The sequence below is a fragment of the Novacetimonas hansenii JCM 7643 genome, from assembly GCF_000964405.1.
Taxonomy (GTDB): domain Bacteria; phylum Pseudomonadota; class Alphaproteobacteria; order Acetobacterales; family Acetobacteraceae; genus Novacetimonas; species Novacetimonas hansenii.
In genome coordinates this window covers 1-24,366 of the sequence record NZ_BANE01000169.1, presented here as the reverse complement: position 1 = coordinate 24,366, position 24,366 = coordinate 1, and the positions used below count along the sequence as shown (strand labels likewise).

The 24,366-nt window shown below is 58.6% G+C and carries 19 protein-coding genes; 6 read left to right on the top strand and 13 right to left on the bottom strand.

Translation table 11 applies throughout. From position 1 onward, the window contains the following. Positions 1–180 precede the first annotated feature (180 nt). Both B7G66_RS11630 and ppdK read right to left on the bottom strand, forming a co-directional pair. A complete protein-coding gene (locus B7G66_RS11630; RefSeq protein ID WP_003619418.1) occupies positions 181–1,083 on the bottom strand; it encodes a pyruvate, water dikinase regulatory protein in 903 nt (300 codons plus the stop codon). 59 nt (positions 1,084–1,142) lie between these two features. Further along, complete coding sequence (gene ppdK / locus B7G66_RS11625; protein ID WP_048859212.1) at positions 1,143–3,815, bottom strand: pyruvate, phosphate dikinase; 2,673 nt, start codon at positions 3,813–3,815, stop codon at positions 1,143–1,145. A 214-nt stretch (positions 3,816–4,029) separates the two neighbouring features. Here ppdK and B7G66_RS11620 point away from each other — a divergent pair, with 214 nt between their 5' ends. Both B7G66_RS11620 and bfr read left to right on the top strand, forming a co-directional pair. Beyond that, positions 4,030–4,293, top strand: coding sequence for a hypothetical protein (locus B7G66_RS11620; RefSeq protein ID WP_141312747.1), 264 nt, complete (start codon positions 4,030–4,032; stop codon positions 4,291–4,293). Further along, entirely contained in the window at positions 4,268–4,750 is a 483-nt protein-coding gene (gene bfr / locus B7G66_RS11615; protein WP_003619408.1) for a bacterioferritin, read from the top strand. The genes B7G66_RS11620 and bfr overlap by 26 nt, the downstream gene beginning before the upstream one ends. A 105-nt stretch (positions 4,751–4,855) precedes the next feature. Here the strand turns inward: bfr and B7G66_RS11610 are convergent, their stop codons facing one another. The 3 genes from B7G66_RS11610 to B7G66_RS11600 form a co-directional block, all read right to left on the bottom strand. Continuing rightward, complete coding sequence (locus tag B7G66_RS11610; RefSeq protein WP_003619405.1) at positions 4,856–5,119, bottom strand: (2Fe-2S)-binding protein; 264 nt, start codon at positions 5,117–5,119, stop codon at positions 4,856–4,858. A 267-nt stretch (positions 5,120–5,386) separates the two neighbouring features. Continuing rightward, complete coding sequence (locus B7G66_RS11605; protein ID WP_003619402.1) at positions 5,387–6,601, bottom strand: NADP-dependent isocitrate dehydrogenase; 1,215 nt, start codon at positions 6,599–6,601, stop codon at positions 5,387–5,389. Between the two features lie 179 nt (positions 6,602–6,780). Beyond that, positions 6,781–8,244 (bottom strand): sodium:solute symporter, encoded by a 1,464-nt coding sequence (locus B7G66_RS11600; RefSeq protein ID WP_003619400.1) that lies wholly within the window; start codon positions 8,242–8,244, stop codon positions 6,781–6,783. A gap of 290 nt (positions 8,245–8,534) precedes the next feature. Here B7G66_RS11600 and B7G66_RS11595 point away from each other — a divergent pair, with 290 nt between their 5' ends. Genes B7G66_RS11595 through B7G66_RS11585 form a run of 3 tightly spaced genes read left to right on the top strand, consistent with a single transcriptional unit; the run spans position 8,535 to position 11,450 of the window. Beyond that, entirely contained in the window at positions 8,535–9,719 is a 1,185-nt protein-coding gene (locus B7G66_RS11595) for a serine hydrolase domain-containing protein (RefSeq protein WP_003619399.1), read from the top strand. A gap of 34 nt (positions 9,720–9,753) precedes the next feature. After that, positions 9,754–10,686, top strand: a complete 933-nt coding sequence (locus B7G66_RS11590; RefSeq protein ID WP_040510689.1) for an N-acetylmuramic acid 6-phosphate etherase — start codon at positions 9,754–9,756, stop codon at positions 10,684–10,686. Between the two features lie 5 nt (positions 10,687–10,691). Further along, positions 10,692–11,450: a GntR family transcriptional regulator gene (locus tag B7G66_RS11585; protein ID WP_196760710.1), complete on the top strand. Its 759-nt coding sequence runs from the start codon at positions 10,692–10,694 to the stop codon at positions 11,448–11,450. On the opposite strand, the gene B7G66_RS11580 is transcribed toward B7G66_RS11585, so the two are convergent. The 8 genes from B7G66_RS11580 to B7G66_RS11545 all read right to left on the bottom strand — a co-directional run bounded on the left by B7G66_RS11580 (position 11,425) and on the right by B7G66_RS11545 (position 22,786). Further along, the gene (locus B7G66_RS11580; protein ID WP_003619395.1) at positions 11,425–13,479 is read right to left on the bottom strand and encodes a beta-N-acetylhexosaminidase; all 2,055 of its coding nucleotides are present in this window, start codon (positions 13,477–13,479) and stop codon (positions 11,425–11,427) included. The genes B7G66_RS11585 and B7G66_RS11580 overlap by 26 nt on opposite strands. Before the next feature lie 35 nt (positions 13,480–13,514). Then, positions 13,515–14,618, bottom strand: coding sequence for an N-acetylglucosamine-6-phosphate deacetylase (gene nagA, locus B7G66_RS11575; RefSeq protein WP_003619394.1), 1,104 nt, complete (start codon positions 14,616–14,618; stop codon positions 13,515–13,517). 53 nt (positions 14,619–14,671) lie between these two features. Next, positions 14,672–15,622 carry an N-acetylglucosamine kinase gene (locus B7G66_RS11570; protein WP_003619393.1) on the bottom strand — a complete coding sequence of 317 codons (951 nt, stop codon included), beginning with the start codon at positions 15,620–15,622 and terminating at the stop codon, positions 14,672–14,674. Positions 15,623–15,670: 48 nt separating this feature from the next. After that, positions 15,671–16,462 (bottom strand): glucosamine-6-phosphate deaminase, encoded by a 792-nt coding sequence (gene nagB / locus B7G66_RS11565; RefSeq protein WP_040511862.1) that lies wholly within the window; start codon positions 16,460–16,462, stop codon positions 15,671–15,673. A 42-nt stretch (positions 16,463–16,504) separates the two neighbouring features. Further along, positions 16,505–17,695: a hypothetical protein gene (locus B7G66_RS11560; protein WP_003619391.1), complete on the bottom strand. Its 1,191-nt coding sequence runs from the start codon at positions 17,693–17,695 to the stop codon at positions 16,505–16,507. Further along, a complete protein-coding gene (gene gluP / locus B7G66_RS11555) occupies positions 17,692–19,002 on the bottom strand; it encodes a glucose/galactose MFS transporter (RefSeq protein ID WP_003619390.1) in 1,311 nt (436 codons plus the stop codon). The genes B7G66_RS11560 and gluP overlap by 4 nt, the downstream gene beginning before the upstream one ends. A gap of 70 nt (positions 19,003–19,072) precedes the next feature. Further along, positions 19,073–21,451: a TonB-dependent receptor gene (locus tag B7G66_RS11550; protein ID WP_048859211.1), complete on the bottom strand. Its 2,379-nt coding sequence runs from the start codon at positions 21,449–21,451 to the stop codon at positions 19,073–19,075. Positions 21,452–21,898: 447 nt separating this feature from the next. Next, positions 21,899–22,786, bottom strand: a complete 888-nt coding sequence (locus tag B7G66_RS11545; RefSeq protein WP_003619388.1) for an ROK family protein — start codon at positions 22,784–22,786, stop codon at positions 21,899–21,901. Positions 22,787–22,980: 194 nt separating this feature from the next. Here B7G66_RS11545 and B7G66_RS11540 point away from each other — a divergent pair, with 194 nt between their 5' ends. Next, on the top strand, positions 22,981–24,120 hold the full coding sequence (locus B7G66_RS11540) for an ROK family transcriptional regulator (protein ID WP_003619387.1): 1,140 nt from the start codon (positions 22,981–22,983) through the stop codon (positions 24,118–24,120). Positions 24,121–24,366: the final 246 nt, after the last annotated feature.

The window sequence follows — 24,366 nt, the reverse complement described above, 5'->3', positions numbered from 1 at the left end:
ATATTCGTGATAAAACAATGCGACTGGTCGATTACTTTCATTCAAAAGATACATCGACGAATCCCGTAAATGCTTTTGTAAATAGGCGATCTTTGAAAACAGGCATGCCGCCCGAATAAAACGACACGCCTGTATACATCCCTGCATTATCAGGAATGATTGCAGATACCCTGCGCGATTTCAGGAATTTCCGGGAATATCGCCTGTGCGCTCTGCATCCACGGGATTTGTCATCCGGCGCAACGGGGGATGCGACATCATGTCGATGATCGCCGCTGCGGTTTCTTCCACCGAACGATGCGTCACGTTAATGACCGGCCAGCCATGCTGGGCACATAACCGCCGCGCCCAGACCAATTCTTCCTGTACGCGTGTCGGGTCAACATATGGGCGCATGGATTCATCTGACACCCGGCGTCGGGCGAACTTACGCCCCGGCAGCATCATCCCCACACGCGACCTACGGATTTCCACCAGCGTATGCGGGTCGATCATCAGTCCGACCACCGTTCCCCTGTATTCCAGCAATCCATCGGGAAGCGCCACCCCCTGCACCAGCGGAACATTCGCCGCGCGCACCCCACGATTGGCAAGATAAAAACAGGTCGGGGTTTTCGATGTTCGCGAAACCCCCACCAGTACCACATCCGCATCTTCGAGGGATTTGACCCGCTGTCCGTCATCATGACCGATGACATATTGCATCGCGTCAATCCGCCGTCGGTATTCATCATCCATGACATACTGACCGCCGGGATGGCGTTCCGCACGTGTCCCGGTTTCGCGTTCCAGAAAATATATAGTACTGTCGAGGATATTTTCCACCTGCACGCCCATGCTGCGACATCCCGTCCGCAGGGCTTCTCGCAGGCTTGGCGTCGTAAGAGAGGAAAGGACGGGGCCAGGTTCCGCCGCGATCCCCGCCAGAACACGCCCGACCTGTATCTGGGAACGGACAAGATTCCAGTTGCGCTGGATAAAGGACGAATCCCGAAACTGCGCACCACAGGCACGCACAACCGCTTCGAGTGTCTGGCCCGTAGCCTCCGACACCAGATGCAGGACAATCGGCTGACTATTCATATGCCTCTATACAGTGCGGTGCCGCCGCCATAACGACGGCACCGCCTGCCTCCGCGCTTTTACGCTGCCGCATTTTCCTTGCGATGGGCCAGTGCCGCCTGCGCCGCGGCAAGACGGGCCACCGGCACACGGAAGGGCGAGCACGATACATAATCCAGCCCGACCGCCTCAAAGAACGCGATCGAATCCGGGTCTCCCCCATGTTCGCCACAGATCCCCAGCTTCAGGCCCGGATGCGTGGCACGCCCACGCTCCACACCCATACGCACCAGGGCCCCCACACCATCACGATCGATGGACACAAACGGGTCCTTGGGCAACAGCCCATGATCGACATAGAACGGCAGGAACGAACCCGCATCATCACGCGACAGGCCAAACGTCGTCTGTGTCAGATCATTGGTGCCGAAGGAGAAGAAATCCGCATGATGTGCGATTTCGCCTGCCTGGATCGCGGCACGGGGCAGTTCGATCATCGTGCCGATACGGTAATCAAGGGAGGCGCCACGTTCTTGCAGCACGGAGATGATTTCCGCCTCTGCCGCCCGTCGCGCGACCTCCAGTTCCGCCTTGGTCGCGACCAGCGGGATCATGATTTCAGGCACGATGCCCTTGCCCGTCTCGTCAGAAACCTGCAACGCGGCCTCTATGAGGGCACGGACCTGCATTGCATAGATCTCCGGGTTCGTTAGGCCCAGACGGCACCCGCGATGGCCCAGCATCGGGTTCGCTTCAGCCAGGGAAGCACAACGGGCACGGATTTCCTCAACCGTCCGGCCCAGAGCCGTGGCCACTTCCGCGATTTCCCCCTCCGCGTGCGGCAAGAACTCGTGCAGGGGAGGATCAAGCAGACGCACCGTTACCGGCAGGCCGGCCATGATGCGGAAGATGCTGACGAAATCATCGCGCTGGAACGTCAGAAGTGCATTGATCGCACGCTGCCGCACGGCCTCGTCATCCGCGATGATCATCTGGCGCACAAGACCGATGCGGTCGGGGCCAAAGAACATGTGTTCCGTGCGGGCCAGCCCGATCCCTTCCGCCCCGAAACGACGCGCGGTCTTCGCATCATCAGGCGTTTCGGCATTTGCACGCACACCAAGGCGCCGGGTGGCATCGGCCCAGCCCATTAACGTGTTGAAATCATCTGACAGGATGGGGGGAATGGTCGCGACACGCCCGAGATAGACTGCCCCCGTGCTGCCATCGAGCGTGATCCATTCCCCTTCCGCGATGGAATGGCCGTCGATCGTCATGACCATCGTGGTGTAATCGATATGCACGCTGCCGGCACCGGCAACACATACGCGCCCCATACCACGGGCAACCACGGCCGCGTGCGACGTCATGCCACCACGTGCCGTCAGCACACCACGCGCGGCGTGCATGCCATGCACGTCCTCGGGCGAGGTTTCGACACGCACCAGAATGACATCCTCGCCACGGGCGGCGCGGGCCTCGCATTCCTCCGCCGTGAACACGACCGCGCCAGAGGCCGCACCCGGCGACGCAGGCAGCCCACGGGTAAGCTGCACACGCTCCGCCTTGGGATCAAGGGCGGGATGCAGTAACTGATCCAGTGACGTCGCTGGCACGCGGCAGATGGCGTCTTCCTTGGAAATCAGCCCTTCACGCGCCATGTCGATGGCAATTTTCAGCGCCGCTGCCGCCGTGCGCTTGCCATTGCGCGTCTGTAGCAGATACAGCACGTTGCGCTGCACCGTAAATTCGATGTCCTGCATGTCATGGTAATGCCCCTCCAGCAAGGAGCGCACCCGCAACAATTCGGCATAGGCATCGGGCAGCACCGTTTCCATCGGATTCTGCCCTTCCTCCGCCCGTGCGCGCGACATCGGTTGCGGGGTGCGAATCCCGGCCACCACGTCCTCGCCCTGCGCATTGACGAGGTATTCGCCATAGAACACGTCTTCACCGGTGGAGGGATCGCGCGTGAAACATACGCCGGTTGCGCAGTCATCGCCCATATTGCCAAATACCATCGATTGCACGTTAACCGCCGTCCCCCATGAGGCCGGGATATCATGCAGCTTACGATAGGTATTGGCGCGCGGGTTCATCCATGAACCAAACACGGCCCCGATCGCGCCCCACAACTGCGCCTGCGGGTCGGAGGGGAATTCCTGCCCGGTATGTTCGCTGATGATCTCGTGATACGCCTTCACGACTTCGCGCCATTGCGTGGCGGAAATGGCGGTATCATCCACCACACCCAGCGTCCGCTTGAACTGGTCGAGCACGTCCTCGAAATGGTGATGGGCGACGCCCATGACGACGGAACCGTACATCTGCACGAAACGGCGGTAGCTGTCCCATGCAAAACGTTCATCGCCCGAAGAGCGGGCCAACCCTTCCACGGTCGTGTCGTTCAGGCCGAGATTGAGGACGGTGTCCATCATCCCCGGCATGGATACCCGCGCGCCAGACCGGACGGAAACAAGGAGCGGCGCGTCGGCATCGCCAAAACGCAGGCCCATGGCCTCCTCGATCCGCTGCATCGCCGCACCGACCTGGGCATGCAGGTCGTCAGGATATTTGCGCCCGTTGTCATAAAACGCCGAGCAGACTTCCGTCGTTATGGTGAAGCCCGGCGGGACCGGCAGGCCGATCGACGCCATTTCCGCCAGATTCGCGCCTTTTCCGCCCAGGAGGTTGCGCATCTCCGCGCGACCCTCGTTAAGGCCGTTTCCGAAACTGTATACCCACTTCGTCATGTCTGCTCGTTCCCACTTGCGATGGTATCACGCCCTGCATCCTGTTCTGGCGCAAGGAATGCAATGGCACGGCACCATATTTTTTCATATTGTTGTTTTTAGTAGGGCCAGATGGAAAAATTATGCGAGTTTAAAGGTTTCAGCAATAGATATTTTCGCATCATGGCAATCATGAAACATTAATAATGCGAATATATCGCAAATGATCGGCAACATGAAAGATGATCCGCCGGGTTGTGTTGCATTGCAGCATGTTTATTTCAATATTTTGCATTCACATGCCTGCCATGGACCTTTCTACTTGAGCAAACCCTTCCCCTTGGGCGATATCGGTGATACGCCCTATCCGGAAGAGGGGGACGATAGGCTTGGCGCCGCCCCTGTCATGAAACGCCATGCCCCGCGCGGGCATTCCTTCATGATCACTCCACCACACGACAAGGACAACAGGCATGATCCGCGATCCCAAGGTCATTGAACATCTCAACATCCAGCTCACCAACGAACTGACGGCCATCAACCAGTATTTCCTGCATGCCCGTACCCTCAACCACTGGGGCGTCACCCTGCTGGGCAAAAAGGAATATGAGGAATCGATCGAGGAAATGCGTCATGCCGACTGGCTGATTGAACGCATCCTGTTCCTTGGTGGCCTGCCCAACGTGCAGCGTTACAATCAGGTTCTCATCGGCCAGAATGTCGAGGAAATCCTGAAGTGTGACATGAAGCTGGAGGAAAAGGCGATCGCGGACCTGCGTGAAGCCATCGCCTATTGCGAAAGCGTGCGCGACTACGTCTCACGTGACCTGTTTCTCAAGATCCTCGATAATGAAGAAGAGCACGAAGACTTCCTCGACCGTCAGTTCGACCTGATCAAGATGATCGGAATTGAACGCTATATCCAGCTCAACTCCGCTTCAGCCGAAAAAGAGTAAGCTGCCGCATAAAGCATAAGCCACCGCCTGTGCCAGCCACCCCGCGAGGGTGGCTGGTGCATGGCGATGCCCCCTCTATCCGACGATATCCTGTCTGGCGATATCCTATCCGGGCAATTCCTGCGGCATGGCTGTCATGCCAGCGGAAAACCCACCCCCAGTCCCCGCCAGGTTGAGCACTGCTCCCTGTCGTTCATGTGCCGCCTGGCGCAACGCCCGGCGCAGCAGGCACAGAACCCCGGGAACACAGTTCCCGCACTGCGCCTTGCATCCTTTTGCCGCATAAACCTCCCGCGGGTGGGTGGCCCCATTGCTTACAGCGATATCTATATCTGTATCCGTCAGCATGTTGCACGAACAAACAAACATGAAACACCCATTCATTGCCGCGAGTCCGCATCACCATATATGAGAACAATTCTCAATATCAATGGGTAAAACCGCTTTTTCCGCACCTTCCCCAAACACGCCCTTGCGAACAGCGTCGCATGAAGTGATCCGCCCCTCCGCCCCCTCCCGGTTCTGATGGGATGAGCATGCGCATAATCACGAACGCCGCCACCTAAAAGAGGTGACGGCGTTCCTGAAACATCAGCCATGGCAAGGGCCTGCATAAAGGCCCCCTGAAGATATGCGTCAGCCCAGTTTCTTGCGCAGGCGTGCATCAAGGACATCAAGGAAGGGCTGCGTATCGAGCCATTTCGTCCCGTTTCCGACCAGTAGGGCGAGATCCTTGGTCATCTCGCCACCTTCCACTGTTTCAATGCAGACACGTTCCAACGCCTCGGCAAAGTGAATGACATCAGGAGTATCGTCAAAGCGCCCGCGATAGGCCAGCCCACGCGTCCATGCGAAGATGGAGGCGATGGGGTTGGTGCTGGTGGGGCGTCCCTTCTGGTGTTCACGGAAGTGACGGGTCACTGTGCCATGGGCGGCTTCGGCCTCCACCACATCACCGGTGGGGTTAAGCAGCACGGAAGTCATCAGGCCAAGGCTGCCGAAGCCCTGTGCCACAATATCACTCTCCACGTCACCGTCATAGTTCTTGCATGCCCAGACATACCCACCCTGCCATTTCAGGGCACAGGCCACCATGTCGTCAATCAGGCGATGTTCGTAGGTCAGGCCCAGCTTTTCGAATTCCGCCTTGAATTCGCGGTCATAAACCTCCTGGAACACGTCCTTGAACATCCCGTCATAGGCCTTGAGGATCGTGTTCTTGGTGGACAGGTAGACCGGAAGCCGACGGTCGCGTCCGTAAGAGAGCGAGGCGCGGGCAAATCCTTCGATGGATGCACGGGTATTATGCATACCCAGCGCCACGCCCGGCCCCTTGAAGTCATGCACGTCAAGCACCTGCTCCTCCCCGCCGTCAGCGGGCTGGTAACGCAGCGTGACCTTGCCCGGTCCCGGAATACGGGTTTCAGCCGCACGATAGATATCGCCATAGGCATGGCGGCCGATGACGATCGGCTTGGTCCAGTGCGGCACCAGACGCGGCACATTGGCACAGATGATGGGTTCGCGGAAAATCGTACCATCAAGGATATTGCGGATCGTGCCATTGGGCGAACGCCACATCTTCTTAAGGCCGAATTCCTTAACCCGGTCCTCGTCCGGGGTGATGGTGGCGCATTTGACACCCACGCCGTATTTGCGGACAGCCTCGGCAGCCTCAACCGTGACCCGGTCATCCGTTTCATCACGATGGACAATCCCCAGGTCGAAATACTTCAGGTCGATGTCCAGATAAGGCAGTATCAGCCGATCCTTGATGAAATGCCAGATGATGCGGGTCATTTCATCCCCGTCCATTTCAACGACGGGATTTTTTACCTTGATTTTGGCCATATATTGGGTCCGCTTCTTTATTCTTACATCCATGCGGACATGGACGTTTCCTTCGGGCGAACATTAATAAAGGCCACACTGCCAAAGAATAAAGGGATAGAGCGACTGCCGCCCTTCACAAACGTGACAGCACGCCCCCTGCCCCTTATTACGGTCACATCTGTGTCATCACATGGCATTCATGCATGGAAACGTCGGATCTGGCGCGACACCATGCCAAAGACGAACATCAGCACCACCCCGAATGGCACCAGCCATGAAAAGGCGATGACATGGCCATAGGGATGAACGAACATCATGACACAGCACACCACCACCAGGGTCAGCAGGAACGCAGGCAGGACATCACGTACATCCGCCCCGGCAATAAACATGGCAAACACGAATGCGCCCAGCATTGCGCCATAGGAACAGGCGGCCACCGACAGGCCAAACACGACGGCAGGCCCATGGCTGTGTGAAAATCCCAACGCCGCCAGCACAAGGATCGCAGCCCACACCAGCGTGACCAGCCGCGCAAACGCCAGCGGGCGCACATGCAGGTGTCGTGTCATCCATGCACAGAATGCGGAAAAATCAAGCAAGGTCGCACTGGTCATGGAATTAAGCGTGGCCGACAACGACCCCATGGTCGCGCTCAGCAATCCTGCAATCAATAATCCGGCAAGCCCATGCGGCAGGCCATGGACAATGAAATCGGGAAACAGTTCGTCCGATGACCCCAACCCCACCTCCGCCAGGGAGCGGCCGCCATTTCGCGCCCATAACAGGACGCCCACCAGCGACAGCAATGCAAACAGCCCCCCCACCATAAACCCGCTGCCAATCAGGGCCTTGCGCGCATCAGGCAGGTTTCGCGCGGCCAGAATGCGCTGCACCATCAACTGGTCGGTGCCATGCGACGCCATGGACATGATGGCCCCGCCAACAATGGCAGCAAGCGGTGTATAAGGATTAAGGAAAAACAGGCTGGATTTCTGGAACAGATGGAAGCGTGCCGAATGCACCAGCATATGCGTCTGCTGCGCCGTCTGGTGATGAAACAGCAGGAAGACACAGGCCGCGGCCCCGGTGACATAAACCGCAAGCTGGATCGCATCGGACCAGACCACGGCGCGCAGCCCCCCAAAAAGCGTATAGAACAGGGTCAGCCCGACGATTATCAGCATCACCACCACATGTGGCAAGGGAAACTGCATGGCCGTCAGGATGGCCGCAACCGGCAACATTCCCGCGAACATCCTTATCCCTTCAGCCAGAACACGCATCAGCAGGAACGTGATGGAAACCGTGCGTTCCATTGCCGTTCCGAAACGCTGCCCCAGATACTGATAGACGCTGCTGAACTGCCCGGAGAAATAATGCGGCAGAAACAGCCATGCGACCAGTGCGCGCCCGATGACATACCCCATCGCAAGCCCGACAAAGACCAGCCCGTTCCCATAGGCGATACCGGGAATGCTGATCACCGTCAGGGTGGAGGTTTCCGTCGCCACCAGCGACAGGCAGATGACCCACCATGGCAGGTCATGCCCCCCACCCACATAGGCAGAGACTGAGTCCTGCCGTCCGGACAGGAAAAATGCAATGAACGGCAGCGTCAGGCAATAAATGCAGATAATCGAGAGATCGACGGGAGACATGCCAATTCCATCATTTCAGACACACGGATTCTATTACCAAAGAAATACCATATCAAAGCCAAAAATCATCAGGCCCCCGAAACAAAATATTTTCACGACCAAAACGATAAAATTCCGACAAAAACATTCCTGACGCCTCACAAACCTTCTTTTACGATCATGTCAGCGCATGGGTGATACGAATCATCCACGTGAATGATGACGAAATATCATTGTTATTGCCATTTCATAATGGTATTATTCCTGTATCAGATCTTGCCATACCCATTCACCAGCGGACCCCCTGCACCATGCACGCACTCCCTGCCACGCGACATCTGCGCCGCCGCCATGCCCTGCTGCTTGCCACGGCGGCAGCCACACTCGGCGCATGTGCGCGCACCAGCCACGGACAGCGTACGACACGAAACATGGCGGAAATTGACCACCTGCTTGAACAGGCCATCGCCACACACGCGACCCCCGGCGTTGTCTGCGCCATCGGGCATGCAGGCAAGGTCGTTTACCGATCAGTACGTGGGCAACGCGCCATTGCGCCTGTGGCCGAAACCATGACGTGGGATACCGTGTTCGACATGGCGTCCCTGACCAAGGCGGTCATAACGGCGCCGTGCGTCATGCAGTTGTGGGAACAGGGACGTTTTGACCTTGATGATCCCGTCTGCCGCTATCTGCCGCACTTCGCGGCTGCGGGAAAATCCGGCATTACGATCCGCCATCTGCTGACCCATTATTCCGGGTTGCAACCCGATCTTGGCCTGACTGACAAATGGCATGGTCGCGACGCGGCCTTCCGGCTGGCGATGAATACCGTGCCGGACCATCCACCGGGCAGCCGGTTCGTCTATAGCGACATCAACTTCATCACGTTGGGTTTCCTTGTGGAGAAGCTGTCGGGCATGACACTCGACACCTATGCCACGCGTTATATCCTGGCACCGCTTGGCATGCGCATGTCACGCTTCTTGCCGCCGGAAACATGGCGTGCGCAGATTGCACCAACACAGTTCGATGATGACGGACACATGCTGCGCGGGCAGGTACATGATCCCTCTGCCCGGCGCATGGGTGGGGTCGCGGGGCATGCGGGCCTGTTTTCCACGGCGGACGACATGTGTGTATATGCGCAGGCGCTACTGGACAGGCGCGCGGGCAGGCCATCGGCATTCCCGTTACAGACGCGCACACTGGTGATGATGACCACGCCACAGCAACCACAGGGCCAGACGGACCTGCGCGGGCTGGGCTGGGACATCTCGACACATTATTCCTCCCCACGCGGGGACCGCTTTCCCATGAATTCCTTCGGACATACCGGCTTTACCGGCACATCCCTTTGGCTTGATCCCGACAGCGATACCTATGTCCTGATCCTGACCAACCGCGTCCACCCTGATGGACGCGGCAATGTCATCAGGCTGCGCCACGATGTCGCAACCGCCGCCGCCATCGCCCTTTCCATTCCCCGGGCCTGACCTTCATCCCCCTGCCGCCGGAGACAGTGCATCCATGACCCCATCCCCCGCCCCCGCCCTTCCCATACTGACCGAAGGACAGGACCCCCGCTATGCGGATGTTGACCTGTGGCCTGTGTCATCGGTCCTTGATGCGCTGGTGGAGGCGCAGATGAGTGCGGTTGCTGCCGTTCGTGCCGCTGTCCCGGAACTGGAACGTGCGGTCAACGCGGCCCTGCCCCGCCTGTTGGCGGGGGGACGCCTGTTTTATGTTGGCGCGGGCACATCGGGCCGGATCGGCATGCAGGACGGGGTTGAACTGCTGCCGACCTTCGGATGGGGGCCAGAGCGTCTGGTCCTGCTGCTGGCGGGTGGGAATGATGCGATTTACCAGGCGGCGGAAGGGGCCGAAGACCGCGAGGATGTCGCCCGTGCGGAAATCCTGGCACATGACCCCGGCCCGAATGACGTGGTTGTGGGCATCGCGGCAAGTGGTTCCACCCCTTACACCTGCGCCGCAATCGCCACCGCACGCGCCGCCGGCAGCCTGACGATCGGCATTGCATGCAATCCATCATGCCTGTTGCTGAACGCTGCGGACGTCGGCATTGCGATCGTGACGGGACCGGAAGTCATCTCCGGCTCCACACGTCTCAAGGCCGGGACCGCGCAGAAAACCACCCTTAACCTGATTTCCACCACGCTGATGATCCGCATGGGCCATGCCTATCGCGGGCAGATGGTGGACATGCGTGTCGTGAATGAAAAACTGCGCCAGCGTGCCTGTCGCATGGTGCGCAATTTAACCACCAGCACACATGAACAGGCCATCGCCGCGCTGGAGGCTACGGGATTCAACGTCAAACGTGCGGTCATGCTGCGCTGGGGAATCGCGGCGGACCGGATTGATCCCCTGCTTGCAACACATGACGGCAACCTGCGTACGATCCAGGCAGAGCTGGACGCCACAGGCAATCAGAAAGGTTGAACCGGGTGGAGCATCACGCACGGTTTGAGGAATCACTACGGCTTGATCCCTCCAGCCACATGCCGCTCTACCTCCAGTTGGAGGCGCGGTTGCGCCATATGATCGAAAGCAGCCAGTTGCGCCGTGGCGATGCCATCCCGGCGGAACGTGAGTTGGCCAGCATGACCGGGGTGTCACGCGTCACCGTGCGCAAGGCCATGGCCAAGCTGGTGCATGAAGGACTCGTGGTTCAGAAAACGGGGGCCGGTACGTTCGTGTCGGGACGTTTCAGCCAACCCCTTTCGGAACTAAGCGGCTTTTCACAGGACATGCGGGCCCGTGGTTTTACCCCAGGGTCGCACTGGCTGGACCGGCAGCATGCCATGGCTGGACCGGACGAGGCCATGGCGCTTGGCGTGGCGCCCGGCACGCGTATTATCCGCCTCAAACGCATCCGCACCGCCAATAATGAACCCATGGCCGTTGAAACCGCCATTGTAACGGCACGCGACCTGCCTGATCCCTATCTGGTACAGGATTCATTTTATGCCGTCCTGCGGGCACGGGGGCTTATGGCGGTACGCGCTCTGCAACGCCTGCGGGCCGGACTGGCGACACCGCAGGAGGCATTGTGGCTGCACCTGAAACAGCCAGCAGCCATCCTGCAGATCGAACGGCGCGCGTTTCTTGCCGATGGTCGCGTGCTGGAGGTTACATATTCCGCCTATCGCGCGGACATGTATGATTTCGTGGTCGAACTCAGATCTTCCGACCCGACGCCATAAGGGCCTCGATGCCAGGAACGATATCCTGCACCAGATCAGCAGGTGGTTGTGCCATGGTATGCGCCGCCTTTGTCGTGGCGGATGCTTCGATCTGCTGATGCGCCGTTGCAAGCGCATGACGCGCGGCATCCTGCCAGCCATGGCCACCGCCATCCAGCCCCCCAAGGCCAGCACGCGCCAGCGCGGCCAGTTCGGCCGATACCGGCAACAGGGGCTGTAACACCGGATATTGCGCCGCCAGCCGGATGATCGCCACATCATTGTCACGCCATGCGACAAGCCGCGCGCGAAGGTCGGGCTTCAACGCCGACTGGCCCGAAAGATATATCTGCACGTCACGATTGAATGCCTGCGCGGCAAAGCTGTCCGGTGCGGCAATATCGGCAGGGGTATCGAAATGCTGTTCCGTGATCGGAACCTTGTGCAGATACTGCCATGCCTGATGATTACGGGCATAATTGCGCACCGGGCTTGTCACCGACAATAACGTCAGCAGCGATTGCGGATCGGCGGGTGCCAGTCGCGCGGCCATGCGGTATGTATTCGACTGGGCCTGATTACCCAGCACCTGCAATTCGGCCTGGATCGCGGGCAGGCGGGCAGACATGCTGTCAGGATCACATATGTCCTGCGGGGACCAGAAACGTTCGGAAATTGCGGCAAGGCGTGGCCATAACCGCGCATCAAGCATCTCATCCGTCACGGTTTCCGTCCATAATGCGGCCTCTGCCCCGACCACATGCGCCTTCTGCATGTCGGAAAGGGTATCCGTCGGGTCCACGCGGTAATGTTGCGCCGCAGGCTGCAACAGGTCGAGGTAATAGCCAGCAGACACCACAACAGGATGCCCCGCCGATGCAGCGGCGGCGGCATATTTCTGGCCACGCCATGCCTCCACCATAACACCTTGCGGTACGGGCGCCTCGCTCACCTCGTCCCAGCCCATCATGACCTTGCCATCATGTTCCAAAAACCGCGCGATACGCGTGGTGAACGCGGCCTGCAACGCCTTGGGATCGGCATAACCATGCGCCTTCATAGAGGCGGCGATACGGGGGTTTTGCGTCCATTGCCATCCCCGCACCTCATCCCCACCCGCATGGAAATAGACATCGGGAAACAGGCGCGACATCTCATGATACAGATGTCGTATAAAATCATAGGTTCCCGGCAGTGTCGGATCAAACGCATCGACATAGACCTGACGCAGGTCCATCGCATCGGGGGGCTGCGCTGCATAACGGGGATATGCCGTCAGCAGGGCAAAGGAATGACCCGGCGTGTCGAATTCGGGCACAATGCGGATCGCGCGCTCCGCCGCATAGGCCACAAGGGCGCGGATCTGTTTTTGGGTATAATATTCCCCCCGCGCCGCGACCTTTTGCAACCGTGGATAGCGGCGGCTCTCAACGCGAAACGACTGCCCATCAGACAGATGCAGGTGCAGGACATTGAGCTTTGCAAGCTCCATGGCGTCCATCTGACGCTCCAGCGTCGCAGGCGTCATGAAATGGCGGCTGACATCAATCAGGATACCGCGCCATGCAAAACGCGGTCGGTCCTCAATCACGGCGGCATCAAGCACGGGGCCATCTGCCGTATGGTCCACCAGTTGCAGAAGCGTCGCAAGGCCACGCATCACACCTGCCGGCCCATCTGCCGTCAGCCGGACACCATCCGTATCCACCTGCAGGCGATAATGCTCATGCATATCCACCGACAGCATGCGTGTATCGTCCGCCATGCAGTCGATAGAAAGCCGCAATGCCGTGACGGGACCATATTCCGGCGCATATGTGCGCCCCGACAACGTATCAAGGCGTTTTTCAAACCGTCCCACCACCCGATCCAGCAATGCGGAACGCAGGCCCAGCCATGTAACCTCCATCCGCCCGGTCAGCGCAATGGCACCGGAACCCGCCACATAGGACGTCGGCATGGGCATCAGTGCCGGGCTGCAGGACGCCACCTGCGGCGCGGCCAGAAGTGCTAAGACAAACCCGGCGCCCAGCATACGTGAAAAACCCAATGCCCCGCCCCCTGGAATACCCCGCCAGCCCATGATCAGCGCAGGCGTCGTCCGCCGACCCAGACTTCCTCAACCTGCAATGCGCTGTTCATGACAACGAAATCCGCACGGCATCCCGCCGACAGGCGACCACGATCATCCAGACCAAGGTATCGCGCGGCATTGGTACTGACGAGTGCCGCTGCTTCGGGCAGGGATTTCCCCGCATCGACCGCATTGCGCAGCGCCGCGTCCAGCGTCAGGACACTGCCCGCCAGGGACCCGTTATCCAGCCGCGCCACACCATCCTTGATATGCACGGTCTGTCCGCCAAGCTGGCTTATCCCATCGCCCCCCCCGGTACCGCGCATGGCGTCGGTCACGAACAGCAGGCGTGACCCCATGACACGGTGCGCCAGACGAAAGGTCGCGGGATGAACATGATGGGTGTCAAAAATCATCTCGGCATAGGCAACGTCACTACACATCAGGGCTGTCACCGGGCCGGGACGCCGACTTTCAATCGGGGCCATGGCATTGAACAGGTGCGTCGCCCCAGCCACGCCACCCGCGGCGCAGATGCGGCAGATCGCGCGGTCAGCCCCTTCGTAATCCGTCACCGTATGCCCAAGGCTTACGCGCACACCCGCACGTGCGAATGTTTCCATAGCGGTCTGCGCATGGTCGAGTTCCGGGGCAAGGGTTACAACCCGCACCACACCTGTGGCCAGGGCTTCGTCCACATGCACCGGGTCCGGGGCGATTGTGAACGGCGGCTGTGCGCCAAGGCGATGGGGGCTGACGAATGGCCCTTCAAGGTGCGCGCCATGGACCTGCGGACCATCGGGAATCCCGCTGCGCCAGACCTCTGCCACCGCCCGCAGGGCATCCATGACATCCGCCCACGGACGCGTAATCGTGGTGGGCAGGATGGTCGTGGTGCCGTGCGACAGGTGAAAGCGCGACATATGGTGGATGGCGTCCACCCCATCCATCGTATCCGCGCCATCGCCACCATGCACGTGACCATCGACGAAACCGGGCAGGATATAACGGTCAGGCGCACTGGCCTGCGGGGTAATATCCCCGATCAGGTCGTCAAAGGACATCGACGCGCTGACAATACGATCCTCAAGGACAAGCTGGCCACTGATGTTCATGGGTTAGGTCCGATCATAAATCACATCCATCATTCATTTTGACCCCGCACCGGTCAATCACGCAACAGCCCTGCACGCAGCCGCGCAAGCCATGGCCCATCGACATCCCACCCTGCAAGGCGTGCAGCGCGCATCGCCCCACCGCCGAGGGCGGAAAACTGCGGGGCCTGCGGGGCCTCCCCCACATGGTGACTGACGGTGTCGATGACGGTCCGGCTCAGGAACACGCTGCCACTATGGCTCCATGGCAGAGGCTGCCCCAGGCGTTCGCGCGCCGTCATCACCTGCGATGACAGGAAACCCGCCGCCTGCCTGAGGATCTGCACCGCCTCGGCACTGCCTCCGTCGGCAAGGCGGTTCACCTCATGCGCCAGCGCCGCAATCGCCGAACGGGGATGGTCCTGCACACGCTGCCATTCCAAAAGGGCCTCTCCAGCCGCATCAGGATCTATCGGCAGGCCGAGCGCCTCAAGGATGCGGGTGGCGAACGCGGCCTCTTCCCGATGGCGGGTGTCAAGGAAATGCACCACGCGCCCCAGCGCGACAGAGCCAATCCAGTATCCACTGCCTTCATCACCGAGCATGTAGCCCCACCCCCCGATCCGCAACGGCGGGTTGCGCCGGTCATCCGCCCAGATGACCGACCCTGTTCCCGCCAGTGCAAGGATGCCCGGGCCGTCGGCAAAGGCGCCGATACAGGCGATTTCCACATCCGAACACATGGTAATCGCCACATCCGGCCCAAGGGCGGTGCGGATGACCTCTTCCTGCATACGCGAAGACGGACGCTGCGCACTGTATCCAGCAAGGCCGATCATCGCCGTGCGCAGGGGGACGGGACTGATGTCACGCAGCAGGTGCGTCAGTGTCTCCGCCCAGTCAACCTTGTCATACGGATTGCTGCCCCCGGTATGCCGCTGCACCAGGACATGCCCGTCACGCGCGACGACAACGGCGCGTGTCCTGGTACCCCCGCCATCAACCGCAAGAATTGCATCATCCATCACGTCATGACGTCCTGTCAGAATACCATACCATAAGGCCCTGCCCCATCAGGACAGCAGCGCCTTGAGTTCGGGATCGTGCTGCATCAGGTGTTCAAGATATGGACGACATGACAGCGCACCTGCCGCCGCCTCGTCCACGATCACCAGGCAATCCGCATGCATCTGCAGGGCCGTCGCACTGATACATGCACTCATGGCCCCTTCGATCACACGCGCCAGCATTGATGCCTTGGCCGCGCCGGTTACGACCATGACGTTGCGATGGGCATCAAGGATCGTACCGACCCCCATCGTCACGGCATGATAGGGAACCTGTTCGAGGTCTCCGTCAAACATGCCCACGTTCTGCCGCCGCGTCGCGGGGTCCAGCGTGACGACACGCGTGCGCGACGTAAAGGCGGAAAATGGCTCGTTAAACCCGATATGGCCATTTTCCCCAAGCCCGAGAAGTTGCAGCCCCACACCGCCGCTTGCACGGATGGCCTGTTCATATGCCACGCACCGCGCATCAAGGTCTGTCGCCGCCCCATCGGGCACATGCGTTGCCTCCAGCGCGATATTGACGCGGGAAAACAGGTGCGCATTCATATAAGTGCGGTATGAATGCGCTGAATCCGGCGCGATGCCAACATATTCGTCAAGGTTGAAAGTCCGGCAGGCCGCGAAATCCAGTCCGCTGTTCTGATGGGCCTGTACAAGATGGGCATAAACAGCCTCCATCGTACGTCCCGTCGCCAGACCGAGCGCGATATCCGGCTTCTGACGCAACGCCTGTTCAATGACACGCGCCGTCAGCGCGGTCGCGCGTTCAGCAGTCGGACAGATGACAACCTTCATGATATTCTCCATTCCCAGCGCACTGACATCATCTGTCCCGCCTCATCGGGGGACAGGAGAGACAGACAGCGCCTGATGTATCCAGTTGAGGTTTTCCCGGCGCAAATGACCGAAATTGTAAAATGCAAAATCGCGCACACCACGGCGTGACAGCTCATCCACCTGCGCAACGAAGGGCCCGGCATCGGTGAAATCGCACGGGGCCGGACGCAGGACAGCGCGAAGGGACCGATCAGCGGGAACAATGTCCCGGATATCCTCGAAACGCGCCAACAGGGCCTGTGTGTCGCGCCCGTACAGGCAGACTTCCAACCCGTCGCAAACACCCGACAGGGCAGCCAGGTCACTGCCTTCGACCCACGCCCGGACCGGATTGGCCTGGACCGAGGGGATGACATGCACCGTCACGTCCGACCGGACGGCGTCGCGGATATCCGCCACCAACGATGTCACCTGCTGACAACGCCAGCGCAGGACGTCACGCAATCCATCATCATGGACGATGGCATGCATCAACCTGTCCTCGCCTTCGGCTGCGGTGCCATCGCACCGGCGCGCCAGATAGGCGGAGATATGCCCGCGCACACGCGTACGCACTCCTGCTATATCCACACCCTTACGGGCTGCACCATCCATGCAGGCGTCGCAAAAGCACAGCCCAAGCAAGGTGTCAGCCCATGGGTTCGAAGCCAGCAGGCTCATTTCGTGATGGAAACCATGATGGGATGGCTGCCATCCCGGTGTTTCCAAAATAATATCGTCGATATGGGGATGGTCGGCAATATCACGGCACAGGGCGATGCCATAGGCACGCACATCCGCGTTCGATGGACATAGGCTGTAGGGATAACGGTCGCCAAATGCATTCTGGCACGCCGCCTGCGGGTGGCGCGTGCCAAGGGCGGTATTATGGAACAGGACAGTCCACGCCGAAAGCGCCAGACCATGTTCACGCAGCGTCCGCACCGCATCCATGCCCGGCATGTGCGCTGCCACGACAGGCTGGATATTCCCATACCTGCGTGCATCGGTGGGCAGGTACACCGCCCCGTCCTGCGGAAAAACCACACGCCCATGCTTGCCGTGGGGACGCAGGAATTTCCCCGTATGGTATGCCGTGGCCATGCATAACCTATTGATGCCAAGCGCACGCAACCCGGCGGCGAAACCAGGCAGGTCGTCCTGATCCTCGATATCCCACGGATAAATATACAACCCGTGATATGGGATCATGATTCAACCATCATCACCGGCACCGGGCGCGCCCGGTTCCGCCTGTGTATCAACACATTATACAGCACGATCAGGCCATATGCAGGCGCCATAAGCGCGACAAACGCACTTTGCACCCCCATTACCGGCATGAACTGTACAAAAAGCTGGGGCAGCACCGCCCCCCCTGAAAACGCCATGACCAGAAGCGCCGTCGCCTGTGCTCCACGCTCTTCCACATCACGGATGACGATTGGAAACAATGACGGCAGGATCATGGAATTCGCAAAACCGAATAACGCGACACACATGACCGACACATATCCCTGCGTCAGCCATGTCAACACACACAGCACCAACCCGCAAAGTGCCGACAACCCCAGGTAGCGTTCCTGGGAAAATACGCGCGGGACAAGGAACATGCCCAGTATGTATCCACCCATCATCGCCGCGAGCGTCAGCGACGTAAGAAACTTCGTCTGGTCCAGCGGCAGGCCCAGACTTGCGCCATAGGCCCCGATGGCGTCGCCCGCCATGACTTCGGTTCCGACATACACGAACATGCACAGGACACCGAGCCACAGATAGGTCGGCCCCCGGCGGGTGTCCTGCCCATCATCATCGGAATCCGTGCCCTGCCCTGCCCCTGAAATGTCGATTTCGGGCAAAGAAGAACGTGCAAGCCCCACCGCCGTCACCAGCAATATGACCGCCATCGCAAGATAGGGCACCTGCACGGCATGGGCGAACTGGTCCAGGATATGATCGCGCGTTGTGGCATCCGGGGCCGCCTTCACCCGCGCGGCGATGTCATTGATATTGCGCATGACAAGCATGGCCAGCACGATCGGGGCCACAATCCCCGCCAGTTTGTTCGCGACCCCCATGATCGCGATGCGCTGTGCCGCCTTCTGCGTGGGGCCCAGCAATGTCACATAGGGATTGATCGTGATCTGTAACAACGACAACCCGGCCCCAATGACAAACAGCCCGGACAATGCGCCGGGATACCATCGCATGCTGACACATTCGCCAAAAATCGCTATACCCACAGCCATGATGACCAGAGCCACCACAAGCCCACTGCGCAAGCCCGTCCTCTGCGCCAGCAACGTCGCAGGCAGGGGGAAGATGAGATAGGACAGGTAAAAACACATCGGCACAAGGAATGCACTGACGGTACTCAGATTGAATGCCACCTGAACAAAGGTGATGAGGGGGCCATTAAGCCACGTCACGAACCCGATAATGAAAAACAGGCATGCAATGATGATGATCGGTCGCCAACCATATGCGCCAGCCGGACTTTCGGGATGTGGTGCGGACAAAGAAGCCTCCTTGGCCCGAACGCGACAACGGTGGCCCGAAAAGGACCACCGCCACCACGCCAGGCAGTTATCAGAAACCAGCCGATATAGAAACCATCGCGGCGAATGCGCCACCCACAAGATAGACGGGTGAAGATGTTTTCGCCACACCATTACTTCCATAAAGATTCCCGGCAACCGTATGGGTCGCATGGGCATTGGTGGTGAAGCTCGACCCACCGGACAAGTAATGATTATCGCCTATATTCATGATGTTAAGCTGGATCTGCGGTGCCTTGGCCGGGCCAAGCTTCTTCAGACGATAGCCCAGGGCGATATCCGACGTAATGTAGGAGGGGATTTTCTGGTCATCCATGAAGGTCGTGTACTGGGAATCGACGTAACGCAGCGCGAAGTTGCCGAAGAAGCGACCATCGTCATAGTTCAGGCCGATGGCCCCCGTGAAGCGGGGCGATTCAACCGCGACCTTGCCAGCCGTGGGCAGGTAGTTTCCGCCACCGGCATTGAAGTTGTTATCCATCGTCGCGTGCAGATACTGCCCCGACAGGTACGGGCTGATGTGATGCCAGCGACGCAGGCCGAATTCGATCTGCGCACCGCGCGACGTCTGACCACCGATATTGATCGGTTCGGAAATCAACTGGTTGGTGCCGGGGATATAGTTCATCGATGTCACCTGATGGTTGGTCATGTTCAGGTTAAACAGCGAGAATGCAACGTTATAGAAACCAGAATGGCGGAAGCCGATTTCCTCACCAATGGAATATTCAGGCTTGAGCGATCCGGGCTGTTCCACCGCATGCGACGAATTGGGGTCGAAGATCTGGCTATATGCTTCCACCGATGCAGGCGCACGGAAGGCGGTGGTGCCATTGATATAGATCTGGTCGTGCGGTGTGATCTTGAAACTGGCGGAGAACTGCGGCAGCGGCTCGAAATAATTGCCCGCCTTGTAATACGGATCAGCACCCGGAACATTGTTGGTGCCCGTCCGGCTGACCATCGCCGCACGGAAACCCGCACTCAGCGTCAGACGGTCATGCAGCAGCTTCAGCGTATCGGCAATGAACAGCGTGTTGACCTGCTGCTTGAAATTCAGGTCATAGCCGGTCAGGATCCGCCCCGTATCCGCAACACGAAGCGGACTGTTGGAATAGGAACCGTTGGCATAAACTTCATTGAAGGTCGAAAGCTCCTGATGGGTGGTATAGTTATACCAGTACCCGATCGACAGCTTGTTATGACCCATTGTCCAGTCCAGGGACGTATTGATTGACGCGCTCTTCTGGTCCCATGGGTCGATACCTTCCGTCAGGATCGAACCGGTACCGGTTGGGACACCGACCAGGCCGCTATATTGCTGCGTGCCCATATACCCACCCGTGGTCGGGATACTTTCACCGCCGTTCGACGGACCGAACTGATGTTCATAATACGGCGTGACATGCAGCTTGAGGTTTTTCGTCAACGTGAAGTGCGACGGCAAAATGATGGTCTGCGCATTCAGGTTCGTAATGTTCAGGCCATAGAAAAGCGGGTCATTCTGCGTAAAGTCACCATGATAGTTGAAGCTGTCGCCATACTGCTTCCACTGCGCCATGGTGGGCGAACGCCACGAGGTCTGCTGCTGGCGGTTATAGGAGAAGATGGCAGAGACGCTGTTGCCATCCCCCCATTCCTTCACAAACTTCGAATCGATATGATAACGGAACAGGCCGCCCGGACCACGCCAGTTATTATAGCTGGTGTGGGAGAAGGAAACGAAACCACGGATACCGGTATTTCCGATATCCCCTGTTTCATAACGGATAAATTCCTTGTTTGCGCTATGCGTGCCGCCAGCAAGATCGACAAATCCCCCCTGTCGGTGCGAAGGGTTGATTTCCTGCGCAGAAATCTGCCCGCCCACCGCGTTGTACAACGGCGCGTCCATGTCAGGTGACCCCTGAGAGACAGTCACCGAACCAAGGTTTTCAGAATCCACCATCATGCTGGTATAGGGCTGGTAATTGATCGGGTCGGCCATTGGCGCGCCCTCGAACAGATAACCAATCTGCGCCTGCGTCATGCCGCGCATGGTCATGTTGTTACCCGTCAGGCCAAATGGGTCCTGGCTGGAGTAATTGACACCGGGAAGTTCAGCAACAAGTGACGAAATATTGGCTGTTGGCGCCTGTTTTGCAATAAAGTCGCGGGTGATGCCACTTTGTGAACGCGCGGCGGTCTGGTGCGGCATCAGGCCGCCACCGGGCGTCAGGTTGTTCACACCGTTGGACGTCGTAATGCCGTGGCTGGTGACATGGATCTGTTCCACATCGGAATGGGGCTGCGCGCTGGTGCCCCTTGCAATGGCAGCCGTCTTGCCAGACCTGGCCGTCGCGGATGTCGATGCATGTCCTGCCTTAGAACGTAACGAAGCGTTCGCTCCCCCTTCGCGCGTTGTGGCCACACCCTGCCCAAAAGCAGGAACGACAACCAAACTCGCCAAAACAGTACAACAGAGGGATAGATTACGATACGAAACGTTCATGAACGTGAATCCCTGCATTCAGGTGGAAAATTCGGCGAAACAAACGTTTTGTTCCGTTAATGGATAATGGCAGACCTTCCGAAAGCAAGGCAATAGTTCGACAACCGTCCAATGATAGTTTTAGAATGAAAACAAAGTGGATGCGGTATTTTTCGAGTTGTTCTGAGCGCAAAAACTACCCGGTAATAACCAAAACCACCTATAATATACTGTTTTATATAGTTTATTTATAATGCCAAGCGCATCTGCAGGGCCGATATGATCGTAGCATTTTTGTCACAATTCATCCGACTGCCTATCACAGCGACATTAAAAGCAGCTTTGCCCTTTAATTCTGTTGCCGGACAATCCGGGAAAGCCTTTCCTTCAGTCCTTCAGCCATGACGCCCCGATCAGGCCGGAATCCGCAGGCAGGCAGCCCGGCACAACCAGCGCCGCGTCCTGCTGTCGCAGAATGCGCGACCTTACCTTGAGATCCAGCGCCCCGATCAGTTCCACCTGATGCGCCAATCCGCCCCCCACCGGCATGATGGAAGCCCCAGTTACATTGGCGACCATAGCCAGCCCGGCGGACATACGATCCAGCCAGACATCCACCGTGCGGCGCGCGGATGCATCCCCCGACAGCCAGTCGGCAAGCAAGGCGCGGGCATGAATTTCTTTCCCGCTGAGGTGATAATGCAGGCGTTCGATACCGCGCGCGCCACCGATCGTATCCAGACAACCGCTCTGCCCGCACTGGCACGGCAGACAGGGAATACCATCCCCCCCCGCATCCTGCGCGATAAAGGGACCATGCCCCCATTCCCCACCAAGGCCATCCCGGCCGATGACGGGACGGCCATGTATGATCAGGCCACCGCCGACCCCTGTCCCCAGGATGATCCCGAAAACGATGTCGTGCCCCTTCCCCGCGCCCTGCATGGCCTCACTAAGGGCGAAACAGTGCGCGTCATTCACCACCAGCACACGTCGTCCCAGACGCTGCGTCAGGAGTTCGCGCAGAGGAACGTCATTGACACAGGGGATATTGGCAGTGAATGTCCGCCCTGTATCGGGCGCACATACACCGGCAATCGCCATATGCAGCGGAACGGCGGCCGGATATGAGGCCGCCATACTGTTCAGCACGGAAACAAATGCGTCCAGATCGGACGTAGGTGTTGGCTGCCGCTGCCGGTGCGCCAGTTCGTGGCTGTGGTCGGCTTCGGCAAAATCAATATAGGACCCACCGATATCGGCGCAAAGTATCACCGGACCTCCTCCTGGCGGTTATGTATGACAGGCTGGTTTTGACGGGGGGAAAGGGCATCAATGGCAGGACATGCCCGCAGAAAAACGTCCGGAATCATTCAGCTAACTCACTAAGTTCGGCCTTTATACTAATTGTCTTCCGGCTTCGTATCAATTAAAAACAATCCATAGGGCACAGTCAGCGCAGGATGCAGATGTTTACGTCAGGACAATATCGGGTACTGCGCGCCATCAGTATGATGGGCAATATAAGCCGGACGCAGTTGGTGGATATTACGGGTCTGAGCAAGGCCACAGTTTCGACCCTGACGCGCGAACTGCTGGATCGCAATATACTGTCTGAACGTGAACTGGTTTTCGGGCAGGGACGCCCCGCCATCCTTTTGGGCCTGAATGCCGTTTCGGCCTGTTTTGCCGGCATTTCCCTGCAATCAGACCCCGGCCAGATCCTGTTGACGGATCTGCATGGTGAAATCCTGGTCCAGATGGATTTGCCACGCATGTCCGATCCTGACCTGTGCGTGGATCATATCGCCAGCGGCATACAGGCATTGCTGGTGCAGGCGGGCGACAGGGCCGGACCGCTGGGTGGTGTTGGTATCGCCATCCCGGGTTTTGTTGCACGTGACCGGCGCATGTGCCTGCGCTCCACCGCGCTGGGATGGCGCAATGTTGATATTGTCACACCACTCAAGGATCGGCTGAAAGTGCCGGTATTCGCAGAAAATGACGCCAACGCCCTGGTACAGGGCGAACATCTGTTTGGCATTCTGCGTGACTGTCCGGATTTCAGCATGATTATCGTGGGTGATGGCGGCATCGGATGTGCCCATATTGTCGATGGGAAATTACATCGCGGTTTTCATGGTGGTGCGGGCGAAATTTCCCACACGACCGTTTTCTGGCCTGATGGGCGGGAAACGGAACGCCCATGCAGTTGTGGCAAGCGGGGATGCCTCGACACTGTCTCCTCACTTCAGGCCATACGATCCATGGCACAGCAACGCGGCCTGCCTGGTTCGCCGGCCGAGCTGGAGATGCTGGCGCGTGACGGACATGCTGACGCCCTGCGTATCCTCCATACCGCTGGCGGGGCGATGGGGCTGGCGGTGGCACAACTTGTACAGCTTTTCGATCCCAGCCAGGTGGTCGTCATGCTGGACCAGCCCTTTCGCGACGGCGTGTTCGGTGCTGTCCTGCGCCAGACGATGGAAACCAATGTCATGCCCCGCCCCGATTGGGAAACAACCCTGACCCTTCGGGAAACCCAGCATACCGACTGGGCCACGGGAGCAGCCGGGATCGCCACCCGACAGTTTCTTTTCAGTGAATGAAAAACAGCTTACAGCCTGAACGGCTGGGGTCAGTACCCCATTAAAATAACAAATTTTTGGCAAATATTCTGTATCATCCCCCCACCAAGATGATGAAAGTCTTTACAGGTTTCTTGAAAAGACAGGCTCAATAACATCCTGAAATCATAAAGGTTTTTGGTGAATCTTTTTCCAAAAACCTTCAGAAGACGCCGCCTTTTAAAAAAAAGGCGGCACCCAAAAACTTTTCTTATTTTTTATCAATGA